We start from the raw sequence: 15,882 nt of genomic DNA, 5'->3' as shown, positions 1-15,882 counted from the left end.
TATAATTCATTAGACACCGAAGGGAGGTAAAAAGCCACATCATTTTAAAATAATTTTACACGACGTCATTCCACTGTTTTTAAACCCCGAAAAAGCAAAGCGTAAAGGCAATTCAGCTATGTGGTATTAAGTGAGGATTACCAATGGAGCAAGAGACTAAGGAGCTTAACTTTTATAATAGTACTCGTGACTTTGCTCATCTTGATTGGAATCTTTCAATTTATAACCCCCCAACCAATTGAACTCTCATGGAAGAACTCATTAACTTCTATCATCTGTGGTGCGGCGCTGGCGCTGCATGTATGGCTAACGGGTGCTTTACTTCAATTAGGAGTTAAGCACCCTTTTCTTATTCAACTATTCCAACTATCTTATCTAAATTTTGAATCCTTGGTCTTCTTGAAAATGTTTGAAAATAATAATAACACTATTCCAATACAGATAGATAAAAGTGCTAATGATTTATTTGGTATTAAAGAATTGTAATCAATGGTACCTGATCTTGTTAAACATCCAAAGAGAAACAAGAAAAACCCTATCCAAAAAATAATTTTCCCGAGTAATGAGTGTTTTTTCACAGTCGATACCTCCAAATTTATTTTACCAATATTATACACATTATATCTTGCTAATGTACAGTACGACGATATTGTGTAATAAAAGAAAGCGTGCTTGTTCAGCTAACAGAGAACGATAGGTCAAATATATTAAGTCAGCGTACGGCAGCATTTTCTCGATTAACGGTCAGTTTAATCCGCTATAGTTCAAATAGTTAATGGACAACCTTCTGAGCGTTTATTCAGCTGGAAAAGGTAGACAGTACAGGAGTTTTGAATGTTTTGTCGAACTATGATTAAGTTGTTAAATCTACAAAAAATGAGAATATAATGAATTTATTCGGAACGTATAAGCAGGAGGAGAAAGCATGAAGGATCAATTGATTCAAATGGAGAAAGAGGAACAAGAGCTTATATTCAAAAATTTTACTAATGAAACGGCGCTGCAAGTAGGACTTACAATTATTGAAGAAGCTAAAAGCCTCGGAAAAAACATCACCGTAGAAATATATTGTCACGGCCAGCGGCTGTTCGCCCATGCCATGGCGGGGACTGTAGCGGAAAATGAAGACTGGATTCGTCGTAAAAATAACGTTGTTCAGCATTTTGGACAAAGCTCGTGGCGTGTGGCTTTACTTGCTCGTCAGGAAGGAACAACGCTAGAGGAGCGTTATGGATTGCCTCTTGCTGACTACGTCGGAGCAGGTGGAGGTTTTCCACTTATTGTGGCAGGGGTAGGGCAAGTTGGTACAATTACCGTATCCGGGCTGCCGGATCAAGAAGATCATGATTTAATGATCTCCTCCTTGAGGCGCTATATGAATTGTTAACTGTAGAGTGGAATCATGGATTTTTTTTGGAGAGTCTGCCTGAAAAGATGCACTAATTCGAAACGATGTTTAGCATTGAGAAATCTTCTACTTTACTCATAACGTCGACCTTATTAATTGACAATGAAGAACTATAGTAATAGGGTATAAATTAAAGATGTTATTTGGGAGGTGTATCGATTTGTCAGTGGAAATTAACGATCTTATCGTTCCTGATATTGGTTACTTAATATATCGAAAGTGCACACCTTCATGGGAAATTATAAAGAATAAAATTTCATTTAATGACCTCACCTATGTTATAGAGGGAAGAGGAATTTACATTATTAATGGAAAATCATACGAGGTAAAACGTGGTGATCTTCTTTGCATTCCACGTGGAAGTATTCGCATGGCCCATTGCGTCGTCGATGACCTTATGAACTTGTATTCAGCTAACTTTACACTCCATGGCATGAATGGAGAGCTAGCCGATCTTCCTCTTCCTTTGCTGACGCATATTGGGATTAAAAGCGATCTTGTTGGGCTCTTTCGTGAGCTATCCAATGCATGGGTTCGTAAGGAAGCTGGGTATCGTATAAAAACTAGAGGTCTGCTGCTTGTCATTATTCACAGATTGTATGAGCTGATTCTATTAAAACAAGATCGTACAAGCATAGACTTTCGAGTGAAAAAGGTTGTCAACTATATATCTGAAAACTACGCGAGCAACATTTCTGTAAAAGAGACTGCTAATCTGGTAGGGCTCAATACGGTATATTTTGGGGCACTATTTAAAAAAGAAATGGGAATGCTACTCAATCAATATTTGACACTAACGAGAATTAACCATGCAGAGAATATGCTGCAAAATGGCGAGTGCAACGTAAGCGAAGCGGCAGAGCGCTGTGGCTATAAGGATCTGTCGCACTTTCGCAAGCAATTTAAAATGATTAAAGGGTATTCGCCATCACAATGTCTTAGAAATCAACCTGATATATTATAGTGTTTTTTAGAAATTAACCTGTTATACAATTGTATTTTTAGAAAAGTTACCTTTAATTAGCCCTCGTTAACTTTATTCGTGCTATTGCTCCAAAGGTTCTTCAATGCTAAATTTATATAAAGAACAGAAGCGTTTGAGCTATTATATAGGAGCTGTACGATGAACTTAATATGATTAAAATAATTAATTTACACCCTATATGTTCTAGTTTATGAAAACGCTTTAATACTTATATTAGAGGTGCTACATGGATCACGTAGAACGTATATATTCCGAACACAATGCTTGGCTGCAGCCAAAAACCAGTCTAGAGCCTAAAGCTTTGCGAATCAGTGCAGGGCTCGATCTAGATTTTATCGATCAAGAATGCCGTTTAGGACTAACTCGCCTATGGGGAGAAATTCAAGAAAATAATGAGTACACACTGCAATTGAAAGTTGATGACTTGGAGCAAGAGGGGTACTCACTTACCCCACTAGAAAATGGATTCGAGATCGCAGGCGGCAGTAAGAATGGTCTCTTATATGGTGTCTATCGCTTCCTAAACCGTCTTGCCGCTGGAGAAAGCATGGAACAGATTCGTGAATACTCCGCACCTACAGTGGACTATCGCATTATTAATCATTGGGACAATATGGAAGGACATATCGAACGCGGTTATGCTGGTAATTCATTCTTTTTCCTTAATAATAAATTTGATTACGATGTAGAAAGAATTAAAAATTATGCCAGACTGATGGCATCTATCGGAATTAACGGGATTTGCATTAACAATGTGAACGTGGACAAAGTAAGTGCTGGTCTGATTGCTGAACCATTGCTTTCTGATTTGGCAGAGCTAGCCGAATTGTTTAGACCTTTTGGCATCCGGTTATTGGTATCCGTCCATTTTGATGCACCGATGCTCGTCGGCGGGCTTACAACCTCTGATCCACTGGATGCGGGAGTAAAGGAATTTTGGCAAGCTCAATCCGCGGTTGTATACGATAAAATCCCGGACTTTTTAGGTTATGTAGTGAAAGCGGATTCAGAGTTTAGAGGTGGTCCAGAGGCCTTCGGACGAACTCAGGCAGATGGTGCCAATACAATTGCCGCAGCGGTCGCTCCATTTGGAGGTTTGGTCTTTTGGCGCTGCTTCGTATATAACTGCCAGCAGGATTGGAGAGACACGCAAACCGATCGTCCAATGGCGGCTTATAAGCACTTTCAGCCACTGGATGGTACATTTGATCAGAATGTCATTCTTCAAATCAAAAATGGCCCTGTAGATTTTCAGACGAGGGAGCCCGTATCACCTCTATTCTCAAGCCTTAAGAATACAAGCGAGGCCATTGAGTTTCAAATTGCTCAGGAGTACACTGGTCAGCAAATTGATCTGTTCAGCCTAGCTGTTCAGTGGGAAGAAATTTTGTCAACTGAAGTTGATAAAGGGAAGCAGTTGAAAAGTTTGTTTGGTCAAGAAATCGTTGCTATGACAGCGGTTACAAACACAGGAAATAACTTGAACTGGACAGGAAACACCCTTGCACAGTGCAATCTGTATGCCTTTGGGAGAATGGCGTGGAATCCGGAGCTTACTGCTAAAGAGCTGATCCGTGAGTGGGTTCGGATCACATTTGAAACAGATGAACATGGACGCCAAACTGTGGAGGAAATGCTGCTTAAATCTAGAGGGATTTACGAGAGCTATACAGCACCTCTTGGTATTGGCTTTATGGTAAATCCAAATAATCACTACGGACCTAATATTGACGGCTATGAGTTTTCATATTGGGGAACTTATCACAGAGCAAGCTTTGATGCGATTGGTGTCGATCGAACTTCCAAAGGAACGGGATTTACACTTCAGTATCCAGAATCACTACAAAGGATGTATGACCATATAGAAAGTTGTCCGGAGGAACTATTGCTGTTTTTCCATCGAGTTCGGTACGACTACAAAATGAAAGACGGACGAACACTGCTTCAGTATATTTATGACAGTCACTTTGAGGGTGCTCAGCAAGTGGAAGCATTGTTACAATCTTGGGAGACTCTAGAGAACCGAGTTCCACTGGAAACCTATCACTCGGTACAAGAGAGGCTTAAACTTCAACTACTTAATGCTCGAGAGTGGAGAGATCAAGTGAATACATTCTTCTATCGCAAAACAGGAATTGACGATAAAAAGGGAAGAAAAATTTATAGGTAAGGCGGTACAGATATGGATATTACAAAGAAAAGTAAATCGCTCAGCTATATAAAACATTACTGGATCCTGTATGCGATGCTACTTCTCCCAATGGCCTTCTTTATCATTTTCCGATATATACCGATGGGCTACATTCAAATTGCATTCAAAGACTATAGTATTGTAAAAAGTCCATGGGCGATGGAATGGGCAGCAAATGGTGGGTTCGAATATTTTATTAAGGCCTTTTCCAATCGTGACTTTCTTTATGCACTTAGAAACACCATACTTCTTAATTTTCTTGACTTATTGTTTGGTTTCCCTGCACCTATTATTCTAGCGATCATCCTAAATGAACTCGCTTTCAAGCGTTTTAAGAAGTTCACCCAAACGGTTGTATATATGCCGCATTTCTTATCATGGATTATCATTTCGGGTATGGCGCTTCAGCTTTTCGCACCGACTAATGGACTGGTCAACATCCTGATAAATAAGATAGGCTTTGAATCCATTCCGTTTCTGAATGACCCTGCGTATTGGGTTGTCACTTACGTTTTTCTGGGCATATGGCAAAGCTGTGGTTGGAATACCATCATCTATCTGGCAGCCATTGCTGGGATTAACCCAGAACTTTACGAGGCCTCAGCGGTGGATGGAGCAAGTCGTTTACGAAAAATTTGGCATATTACGTTGCCAGGGCTTCGTCCTACGATCATTGTTTTGCTGGTTTTAAGCCTGGGGCATATTTTGGGTAGTGAATTCGACAGACCTTATGCACTCAGCAATAAGTTAGTCTCAGATGTTTCTAACGTTATTTCCGTATTCGTATACAACAACGGTATTCGTGGATTACAATTTTCACTTTCCACTGCCGTCGGTTTATTTCAATCCGTCGTGGGCGTCATATTTTTGTTAGGAGCAAACGCTCTAGCCAAAAAATCTGGCGAACGCGGCATCTGGTAGGAGGATGAAACATGATTAAATCAAAAAGCACTAAAATTGGAGACTGGATGATCGCTATATTTTGTATATTTCTTATTTTAGTCTGTCTCCTGCCGTTGTTGAATATATTGGCACGATCCTTAAGCTCAGCGGATGCCTTGGTGAGAAATGAAGTTTTACTTCTACCTGTAGGACTGAATTTCGATGCTTATTTGACTGTACTTGGAGATTCCAAATACACATGGTCGTTGTTGTGGACAGCAATACTAACTGTGATCTGCACACTTTGGTCGATGTTTATGACGATTATGTGTGCATACCCGCTTATATATGACAAACTGAAAGGGAAAAGCATTATCTTAGGACTTGTTATCTTTACAATGTACTTTAGTGCAGGCACAATTCCGACCTATTTGCTGTTGAAAGAGCTGCACTTGCTCAATAATCCGTTGGTACTGATTCTGCCGGGCTCCATTGGTGTATTTTATGTCATTATCATGCGTAGCTTTTTCTTCGGGATTCCAGAGAGTCTTAGAGAATCCGCTGAACTTGATGGGGCAGGACCGCTTAGGGTACTCATCAACATCTATCTACCACTGTCTACTCCTGTGCTTGCAACGTTGGCACTTTTCTATGCGGTAGGTCGCTGGAACGGATTCTCGGATGCCTTGATGTTTATGTCCGATAGAACTTACTTCCCTATACAATTACTGCTTTACAACATACTTAATAGTATCAGCAGTGTTGAGGTTGCTACACAGGAAGGCTTTTCAAGCCCAGGCCTATCTGAAACGATTAAATCAGCAACAGTTATGTTTGCAACTATTCCGATTTTGCTCGTATATCCGTGGCTGCAGAGATACTTTATCTCCGGTGTTACAATCGGAGCGGTAAAAGGTTAATGTTTAACGCATGATAGAAATTGGCTATGTCAATTTTTATAGATTAATCCAAAATAGTAAATAAAAATGAGGGGGAACAAACATGGGTTTACGTAAAGCGTTGTCCGTTCTGACGATTAGTACTGCAATTTTAATTACAGGATGTACCAGCGACAAACCAGCACCGTCAGCTTCACCAACACCACCAGCTTCTTCAGCACCTACATCTAATAACGCTGGAGACAGCAACGATGCAAGACTAGAAGAGTTAGGTCTCGATTCCAATTTGAAATTCAAGGAGACTCGTAAGATTACAGTTGAGATCTATGACCGTGGTAATGACGGGGGATCCAAACCAGAGGACAACTTTTATACACAATACATCAAAGACGGAATGCTTCGTGACCATAATGTAGACGTTACTTTTGTTCCTGTTCCACGTTGGACAGAGGGCGAAGTGATTAACAACCTTTTGGCAGCGGGTCAAGCGCCGGATATCGGTCTCACCTACTCTTATTCAACAGTTCAAACGTATGCCAATATGGGTGGTATCCTTGACCTAGGCCCCCTTGTCGAAGATAACAAAGACCTACTGCCAAACATGTGGGAGTATCTAACTGAAGCAAACATTTATTGGGATAAGGATCCTGACACAGGAACCTTGTGGGCATTGGAAACTCGTTTAAACAACCTTAACCGTATTAATACATTTGTGCGCGAGGATTGGTTAAAGACGCTCAAACTCGAAGCGCCAACAACGTTACAAGAATTTGAAAGCATGCTCATAGCATTTAAAGACAACGCTTCTACACTTTTAGGAGCAGATGCTGATAAGATGATTCCTTTTTCAACGAGCTATGACATCGGCTGGCGTTCAGATCATTTGACTTCGTCATTCGTGCCCAATGATATGACAGACAAGGACATCTTCATTCACGACTTTGACGATCGAAAATTCCTTTATCCGAATTACAAAGAAGGCATACAAACGTTGAACAACTGGTATAACGAAGGTCTGATTTGGAAAGATTTCGCACTTTATCCTGCCGGAGATAAAACGGAGGATAATTTCATGAAAGCGGGCTATGTGGGCGCGTTTATACACAACTGGGATTACCCGTATCGTGACGGCGAGGACAGTATTACTGCAAATCTTCAGCGGCTTGTTGGCCCAGATGCAGCTTATATTGCTATTGAACCATTTGCCAACGATGCTGGTGTTTATAAGAAGTTTTTATCAGGTCCTGTTGACCGTAAAATATTTTTCCCAGCTACAAACAAAGAACCAATTGCTTCTCTGCTCTATGTGGATTGGATTTCCAAACTTGAAAATCGCGTATTCTTGCAAATTGGAGAAGAAGGCGTTACTCACGAGACGTTGCCTGACGGTTCCGTGAAGACACTTGCAGCAACAGGCGAGAAAATTATGAACTCTCCAGCAAACATTGACTACACGATCACAAGCAATGGTCTTGACCTTGGCGATCCTGATAAGACAGTCAAGTCAATGGCCAACGCTTATGCTGGTGTTGACTCAAAATATATTGAGATCGCAAGTCAAATTACAACTCATGAGGGACGTGTAGGCAAAAATGCCAATGTAGGTGAAATCAAGGCAGAAGACGGGCAAGGTCAAGCACTTAAAGAGAAACGTGATACGATCTTGAACAAGGCTGTTGTGGCACCTGTTGACAAATTTGACGATGTATATGATTCAGGTATGAAGGATTACCTCGGTTCAGGCGGTCAAGCGATTATCGATGAGCGAACAGCTGCTTGGGAGAAATATTTCGGTAATGAAACCATGCTGAAATAGCATTTTTCTGATTACCCCATTACCTTGATATTCCCATGTATTCAAGTTTGAACCCAATACACAAATTTCACCAATTATCCAAAGAAGTTTGCTCACGAGCCGATCGATTTTCGGGATTTCCTCCTGAATCTCGCTCGGTTTTTTTCTGACACTTTCCCCCAGGTTCCGCTCAATCAAACATCTCAAATTCCTACTTTTTAGTTGCAATTACAATATATTGGTATATAATTGAAAAGGAACACACGTTCTTATTGGTGAAGGCGATTTATGAAAATTAAGATAGCGGATCTTTTAATAATAATTGGAGAGGGATGGTTAAATGACGGTGTATAATGGGAATGGCGCTTATTGTTACGCCAATTCGGCTTCGATGCTGTTGTCTACGATTGGGGAAGATATTTCTCCTTCATTAATCGAAGTTCTTACGGGATTTGCGCTGGGAGCTTCCATTGAAGTCGATAACAATTTACTTTTTTTCGATAACTGTACAAGTAGCCCCGACAAAGGAATAAACCATGCTTTTGAAATACTAGGCTTTAAAGTGATCGAAAAGGTATGTAAAGATGGAGAATCGATCCCATTAAATGAATTGAAAGATGATCTAACAAGATCGCCTGTTATGCTAGGACCATTAGATATGGGCTATCTAACCTATAATCCGAACCATCACTATTTAGGTGGATCTGACCATTATGCTTTGGCTTTAGAATTCAATGATAAAGAGATATTATTGCACGATCCAGCAGGCTTTCCTTTTGTATGGCTACCTTTTGAACAATTAGAAATAGCTTGGAAAGCAGAGAAAATCATTTGGAGTAGTGGTTCGTTTCGTTCCTGGGTCACGCCAATACGAGTATCAAATCCTACATCAGAAGAAATATATGAAACGGCGATCCAATTATTTAAAGCGAGCTATCATGACCAAAACAATTTTGCCGTTAAGGAAAAAAGGTTAGTAGGCAAAAAGGCAATTCGATTAAAGGCTGCCCAGATTAAAGGCGGAAATATCTCTAATCGAGAAATTGGACATTTCATTCACTTTGCTTTTCCATTAGGAGCAAGACGAGCTCTTGATTTTTCAATCTTTTTCAAAAGCAGAAACGAACAACTATCATTATTAAAAGATAAACAAGCCCAACTGTTTGGTAAATGCCAAACCTTTGCTGTTTCAAAAAGATGGGATGAGGTCGCCGAAACACTGGAGCTACTTGTGGATGTAGAAAGCGATATTGAATCAGCAATCCTATCATTATAGAAATAATGATAGGATTGAAAATCGAAAAGTTGAAAAGAATGGCATGACAGCAGAGATGATTCATTTTGCTCGGATGAAGATGAAAAATTGAATGCTAAAGATGTGTGTGCGTTATCCATATCTGCTATAGATAAGTGAGGTGTATGTATGACAACAAGGCAATGGCTCACAAAATTTGTGTTGATGCACAAATGGGTATTTTTATGTGGCTTCATCATCACTACATTAATGACGTTGACTAATTTGATCTATCCGTTCCTCAACGGGAAACTTGTTAATATCGCTTTTTATGATAAAGACATGACCGCCTTTTTGAATTTGTGTCTTATCTATGCCAGCATCCTCTTTGTCAATCAGTTTGTCGTTGCGACGTTAAACAATCTCATTCAGTCACAATTGATGACGGGTTTTGTCTTTGATATACGGCGGGCTCTGTTAAAAAAGATATTACATAAAAAAGGGAAAGACCTCTCCGGGATGTACAGCGGAGATATGATCAGCCGAATGAACAACGACACCAAGGATATTATGAATCTCGTATTCTGGAGCGGTCTTTGGGGATATTCTAACTTTTTACATATACTATTCGCTGTCGGCTTCATGTTTTACTACAATCTACTTTTGGGAGTTTTTACAGTCGTTCTGGTTCCTGTCGTGTTCTTTACCTCGAAACATTTCAAGAAAAAAACGCAAAATGTCAGGAAGGACATATCAAAGGAACAGGGCAAACTATCCTCTTACTTGTTTGAAATCGTGAAAAATTTGCAGGAGATAAAAATCCTTAACGCACGTAAACAAGTAACGAGGTTTTATTTAAGAAAAACGACAGCCATCAATAAAATGAACGTGGTAAGTGAAAGAATCGACGTGACGGCAGAAAGGGTAAATTCGTTCATCACGCTTATCGCACAACTGATGATATTTGTGACCTGTGCCTATTTCATTGTTAAAGGCCACATGCAGCTTGGCGTTTTTGTAGCCGCTGTAAGTTATTTCAATATGGCTGTGAGCTTCTTCAGCTCCATTAACGGTAAAATTATGGATGTGGGGAAGCAACTGGTCTCCATACAACGTGTCGTGGAGATTCTGAATGAAGATGAAGAAGATTATAAAGAAAGCCATCCTCCGAAACAAATTAAGGATGGCACGATTGAATTTAACAATGTCACATTTGGGTACACCGAAGATAAGCATGTTCTGAACGGATTCAATCTCCGTATTGATGCAGGAAGCACAATTGGCATTGTCGGAAAGAGCGGCGCAGGCAAAACATCGATGGCGAATCTGCTCTACAATTTATATAACGTTGACGGCGGCGAGCTTCTGATAGATGGAATGAATATCAATGAATATAACCTACATAGCTTGCGGAGCCAGGTGGGTATTGTCCATCAGGAGACAATCCTTTACGATCATACGCTACGTTACAATCTTTCATTTACGAACAACAAGGATCATGATGACGCATTACTGGAAGCGCTTAAGAAATCCGCCCTTTATGATGTTTTCCTGACACTTCCAAGCGGACTGGACACGCTACTTGGAACTGATGGGCAAGAATTATCCGGCGGTCAGAAGCAGCGTCTGGCTATCGCCAGAATATTAATCAAGAATCCCAAGCTTTTGATCTTTGATGAAGCCACATCGTTCCTTGACAGCCAGAACGAAGCGCTTATTAGGAACATGATGAGGGATATGTCGCAAGATCGGACGCTTATTATAATCGCCCACCGTTTTTCCACCATCAAAAACTGTGATAAAATCGCGGTTTTAGCGGACGGCGTTGTCGCAGGTTTTGATACTCACGACGAACTGATTAAAAGTAATGAAACGTATATAGACTTATTCCGCGAACAGTACATAGGAGATGAAGCGTATGAACCGGTTGGAAACCTTTAAGGCATTAACTCGGGATATAGATGGCATTAACAAGCCGTTGATTGCGCTTGGCTTTTTCAAGGTGTGGAACTTAATATTCGGGCTTATCCCTTTGTTCTTGTACTCGTTTTTGGTGAATCGCGTTTTAGTGGATAAAAATATGAATGAGCTTTCGCCTGTCATCATCGGTTATCTGGCTGTTTTCCTGTTCGCGACAATCGGGATCACCGTCAGTAAGAGGTTTTCAAACCGGTTAATACTGAAATATGACCTGAGAATAAAGAATAAATTGCTGAAAAAGTATACCAACCTTGATCATGATGTATATAGCAAATATAGCATTGGTGACATTAAGAGTCGGATTGAAAGAGATTCTACTGTTGCCGAGAATTTTTTTACGACCCATATATTAGATTTTATTTACGGCGTCGTTTACGCTGTTGCGCTGGCGGTTATTTTGCTATGTTACGACTGGCGGATCGCGCTTCTCAGTTTTGTTTTTGTTCCGATATCTTTGTTAACGGTTAATTTTTTGGGAGGAAAATCGAAGAAAGCGAAAGAGGAACTGTGGAAACTGGAAACAAAATATGAAACCTTTTTACACTCGAATATTCAAAACTGGAAAGATGTCAAGATCAACAACCTTGAGGACGCGCAACTTGATGAATTAAACGGACACTATAAGAAGATAAGGCCTATTTGGTTTCTAAGCCAGCTCTATTCGCATCTAGGGATTACCTATTCGTTCTTCACGAAAAATTTCATTACCCAGTTGTTTATCTATTTTATTGGCGGATTATTCGTAATTAATGGTTACTCGCAAGTCGGTGTGCTGCTCGTTTTTATCAGCTTTTACGGGCAGTTTTTCGGGAATATAGAAAACATTAGTAACTCCATAATAAACTTCAAGAATGATTCGGTGAATATCGAAAAAGTTGTCGAGATACTGAATTTAGAAGTAGCTCAGAGACCCTATAAGAAAATTGATGGGACAGATATTAATGTTGAAAATTTGAAATTTACATATGAGGGGAACGATTCATTTGCTATTGACGGTATTTCGTTCTCCGTGAGCAAGGGTGAACATCTGGCAATTGTCGGAAAAAGCGGCAGCGGCAAGTCTACCATCGCTAAACTGTTGACAGGTAAGATTAAACCGCAAGGTGGTATTATACGCATTGGTGGCATTGATATATATACTGTGAACAGCGAGAGTCTGTCAGAAAAAGTTAGTATAGTTGTGCAGGAACCGGTTCTTTTCAATATGACGATCAGAGAAAACCTATTGCTGGCAAAGGCCGACGCAATCGATGCGGAATTGATAGAGTGCTGCCGCAGAGCAAGTATTTATGAATTTATTGAAACCTTGGAGAATAAATTGGATACGATAATCGGAGAAAAAGGTGTAAAACTTTCAGGGGGCCAGAGACAGCGCCTATCTATTGCCCGTGCGATTTTACAGGACAGGGACATCATCATTTTTGACGAAAGTACAAGCGCTCTTGACAACGAAAATGAGAATGACATCATTACAGAACTCAAGAGCCTTTCATCGGGGAAAACGATGATTTCCATTGCTCACCGTTTATCTACTATTTTGGACTGCGACAAGGTGATGGTTTTAAAAGATGGTGCAATGGTAGCTTTTGATACCCATGAAAATCTACGTAACAGAAACGAAACCTATGATTTGCTTTTCAAAAATCAGTATATAGCAGGTGGAAATCGCGGAAAACAAAACGACGCTATTAGTCCCGATGAGTATAAATTATCTGAAATAGTCAATTTGTTTAATTGAGAATTGTTATCACTTACTGTATACTAGATAGTAACGATAGCTATAATTGAGTAAGGAGAATATATAATGCAAATATATTGGATTAAAATAAATAAGATTATTGAAGAAACGCCTGAGGTTAGAACGTACCTGCTCGACTGTCCGGAAGGGTTTACATGGGAAGAAGGTTCCCACACCCACTTCGCACTGGAAGGTTTTAATGCCGGAGATAAACCAAATCGTAGCCTGATTCGCCATATGTCAATCTCTACTTTACCGCACGAAAATTCAATCGGTATCACAACACGTATCAGAGAGCAGTGCTCCCAGTTTAAAGCGATTTTAAGAGATCTTGAAGTCGGCAATGAAGTTGCAATATTTAAAACTCATTCGAATGTACCGCTTAAAAGAGAGAACAAAAATGTTTATCTGCTGTCATCAGGTGTCGGTCTGGCAACTTTCAGACCGCTTGTACTTGATTATTTGGAACGTGCTGACAACGTCAATCAAATTCATTCCCTGAACATCGATTCATCAAAAAAATTCTTATTCACTAATATTTTTGAATCCGCATCTGACAAGAAGTTCACATCACAGTTCGTCGATAACCGTAAAGACTACTATGAAGAAGTGAAAAATCTTGCTGCAGACAAGGATGGACTCTTCTATGTTGTCGGCAGCGACGAGTTCCTCGTGCAGAACATTGAAGTACTGCGTGAGCAGGGCATCAAGCCAGAACAGATTGTGCTCGACAAGCGTGAACAACAATTACCTGAGTTTTTATCATTTGAATTGCCAATTTAAGTGAGATGAAATATTTGCTTGGTAAACCAAATAAGTTTGCCGCTGAGCCGATCGATTTTCGGGATTTCCTCCTGATTATCGCTCGGCTTTTTTCTCGTTCTTTTTGTTTCTCGTGTTTTTTTCGGGCTTCACGTCAAACCTAAATTACATTTAAGGGTAGGGGGAAGATAGGAGGGGAAGGGTGGGAAGGCCTATGGGAGTGACAAACTTATTTGCATTGGGACAAGTATCCCTATAAGATATTTTTATTCTAAAAAGGAAAGACGCCATCCAAAATACATCGGATAGCGTCTTGATATTTCAATTAGTTCTATTAAGGGTTCGTCGACCAAAGTCCTGCGTGTTTTAATAGAACACGTGGATGAAGTTTTAACTGTGCAACCATTAATTCTGCCAAATCTTCTGCTTGCATCACATTTTCTGAATTGCCGTCTGTTAAATTTAACTCAACAGCCATATCAGTTGCAACTGTACTCGGTGTTAACGTTGTCACACGAATATTTTTCTTACGCACTTCAAGCATTAATGACTCACTTAGTCCAATAACTGCAGCTTTTGAAGCCGCGTATGCACTTGTAGTTGGTGCACTTCTTTGGCCAGCTGTTGATGAGATGTTAATGATGTCGCCTGTGTTGCGCTCTATCATTTCTGGTAATACCGCACGTGTTGTATAGTACACACCTTTTACGTTGACATCGATAATATTTGTCCATTCTTCAGGCGTTAAGTCCATGAAGCTACCGAATTTTGCAATGCCGGCATTATTCACTAAAATATCGATTGCACCGAGCTCGCCACGAATTGATTCAACCGCTGCTGTGATAGAGTCTAAATCCGCTACATCCGCTGCCGCGATTGCCACCTTCACGTCATACTGTTTAAGCTCCTCTGCAACTTGTTGTAAATTTTCAAGTGTACGTCCAACAAGACCTACATGAATACCTTCTTTGGCGAAAGCTACTGCTGTTGCACGTCCAATGCCACGTCCTGCTCCTGTAATTAACGCCACTTTTCCTGTAATTGATTGCATGTTTATGCTCCTTTAGATGAGATAGATTTATTATTTCCAAAATAAATTTATTAAACTAAACATTTTAATAATGAGTAAGGTGAGTTTGATAACACTGTTCTGGTGTTATAATTAACTAAGATTGTATTACTCATAGATGTTTAATGGATAAAGATTTATATTTAAGACTAACTTCATTGTACCTTCGATTCTCGACATTGTGAAGAATGCACTTTTTTGTGCGTAGGTTACCAAAAGGTTACTACTATAAGAAAAGGGGTTATCTCCCATGGCAGATACATTAAGAAATGAAATTAAAGGGAGAATATTAAATCATGATTATCATTGTGAAAAAGAACTTACCTTATCGATTATTAGCGGAAAATGGAAGGTTGTTATTTTATGGCATTTAGGTGTAGAAGGACCACATCGCTTCAGTGAACTTCAGAGACTTTTCCCGAAAGTATCCCATAAAATATTAACAAACCAATTACGTGATCTGATAGAAGATGGAATTGTTCATAGAGAAGTGTATCCAGAAGTTCCACCGAAAGTCGAATATTCAATGACTGAACTTGGAATGACGTTATTACCGATCGTAGAGATGATGTATGAATGGGGAAAAAAGCGAATAGATCAAATTAAACAAGAAAACAATGATTTGGAATAAGAAAAAACGAGATCATTTCCAATTCCACACACAAAGTCTGCCACTTATCCCAATAAGATTGCCGCTGAGCCGACCGATTTTCGGGATTTCCTCCTGATTATCGATCGGCTTTATTTCCGCTAAATTAGTTTCGAAACAACAAGTAGTATAACTTTTGTGAACTTATGAAAGTGCTTGCATTAGAGAAGAAAGTATGATATTTTAAACTTGTATAAAAAACATACAAGTTGAATTGAATGACATTGAAAAGTGCTTTGTAAGAAATAATCCAGTTGCTTTAAACTATAATAAGAAATGAAATTTTAGTG

Annotated in this window: 13 protein-coding genes; 12 read left to right on the top strand and 1 reads right to left on the bottom strand. The window is 39.7% G+C overall.

Annotated features, from left to right (window positions below):
* The first annotated feature begins 120 nt into the window (after positions 1 to 120).
* The 11 genes from AC1TPB_RS11360 to AC1TPB_RS11310 all read left to right on the top strand — a co-directional run bounded on the left by AC1TPB_RS11360 (position 121) and on the right by AC1TPB_RS11310 (position 13,895).
* Positions 121 to 486: a hypothetical protein gene (locus AC1TPB_RS11360; RefSeq protein ID WP_482076576.1), complete on the top strand. Its 366-nt coding sequence runs from the start codon at positions 121 to 123 to the stop codon at positions 484 to 486.
* Positions 487 to 925: 439 nt separating this feature from the next.
* Entirely contained in the window at positions 926 to 1,387 is a 462-nt protein-coding gene (locus AC1TPB_RS11355; RefSeq protein ID WP_482064707.1) for a heme-degrading domain-containing protein, read from the top strand.
* A gap of 187 nt (positions 1,388 to 1,574) precedes the next feature.
* Entirely contained in the window at positions 1,575 to 2,372 is a 798-nt protein-coding gene (locus tag AC1TPB_RS11350) for a helix-turn-helix domain-containing protein (protein WP_482076603.1), read from the top strand.
* 247 nt (positions 2,373 to 2,619) lie between these two features.
* Positions 2,620 to 4,563, top strand: a complete 1,944-nt coding sequence (locus AC1TPB_RS11345; RefSeq protein WP_482076575.1) for an alpha-glucuronidase — start codon at positions 2,620 to 2,622, stop codon at positions 4,561 to 4,563.
* A 12-nt stretch (positions 4,564 to 4,575) separates the two neighbouring features.
* Complete coding sequence (locus AC1TPB_RS11340) at positions 4,576 to 5,505, top strand: ABC transporter permease (RefSeq protein ID WP_482076574.1); 930 nt, start codon at positions 4,576 to 4,578, stop codon at positions 5,503 to 5,505.
* An 11-nt stretch (positions 5,506 to 5,516) separates the two neighbouring features.
* A complete protein-coding gene (locus tag AC1TPB_RS11335; protein WP_482076573.1) occupies positions 5,517 to 6,386 on the top strand; it encodes a carbohydrate ABC transporter permease in 870 nt (289 codons plus the stop codon).
* 100 nt (positions 6,387 to 6,486) lie between these two features.
* A complete protein-coding gene (locus AC1TPB_RS11330) occupies positions 6,487 to 8,181 on the top strand; it encodes a type 2 periplasmic-binding domain-containing protein (protein ID WP_482076572.1) in 1,695 nt (564 codons plus the stop codon).
* Positions 8,182 to 8,500: 319 nt separating this feature from the next.
* Positions 8,501 to 9,436: a hypothetical protein gene (locus AC1TPB_RS11325; RefSeq protein ID WP_482076571.1), complete on the top strand. Its 936-nt coding sequence runs from the start codon at positions 8,501 to 8,503 to the stop codon at positions 9,434 to 9,436.
* A 147-nt stretch (positions 9,437 to 9,583) separates the two neighbouring features.
* Positions 9,584 to 11,335, top strand: a complete 1,752-nt coding sequence (locus AC1TPB_RS11320; RefSeq protein ID WP_482076570.1) for an ABC transporter ATP-binding protein — start codon at positions 9,584 to 9,586, stop codon at positions 11,333 to 11,335.
* On the top strand, positions 11,313 to 13,112 hold the full coding sequence (locus AC1TPB_RS11315) for an ABC transporter ATP-binding protein (RefSeq protein ID WP_482076569.1): 1,800 nt from the start codon (positions 11,313 to 11,315) through the stop codon (positions 13,110 to 13,112). Before AC1TPB_RS11320 ends, AC1TPB_RS11315 begins: the two co-directional genes overlap by 23 nt.
* A 66-nt stretch (positions 13,113 to 13,178) precedes the next feature.
* On the top strand, positions 13,179 to 13,895 hold the full coding sequence (locus AC1TPB_RS11310; protein ID WP_482076568.1) for a dihydropteridine reductase: 717 nt from the start codon (positions 13,179 to 13,181) through the stop codon (positions 13,893 to 13,895).
* Positions 13,896 to 14,208: 313 nt separating this feature from the next.
* Here the strand turns inward: AC1TPB_RS11310 and AC1TPB_RS11305 are convergent, their stop codons facing one another.
* Complete coding sequence (locus tag AC1TPB_RS11305; protein ID WP_482064698.1) at positions 14,209 to 14,925, bottom strand: 3-ketoacyl-ACP reductase; 717 nt, start codon at positions 14,923 to 14,925, stop codon at positions 14,209 to 14,211.
* 268 nt (positions 14,926 to 15,193) lie between these two features.
* Between AC1TPB_RS11305 and AC1TPB_RS11300 the strand changes: the two genes are divergently transcribed.
* Positions 15,194 to 15,574, top strand: a complete 381-nt coding sequence (locus AC1TPB_RS11300; RefSeq protein ID WP_482076567.1) for a winged helix-turn-helix transcriptional regulator — start codon at positions 15,194 to 15,196, stop codon at positions 15,572 to 15,574.
* Positions 15,575 to 15,882 lie beyond the last annotated feature (308 nt).

The sequence above is a fragment of the Paenibacillus sp. Y951 genome, assembly GCF_056786395.1.
Note: the sequence above shows the minus strand (reverse complement) of the source record. Positions and strands in the feature narration are given on the sequence as shown.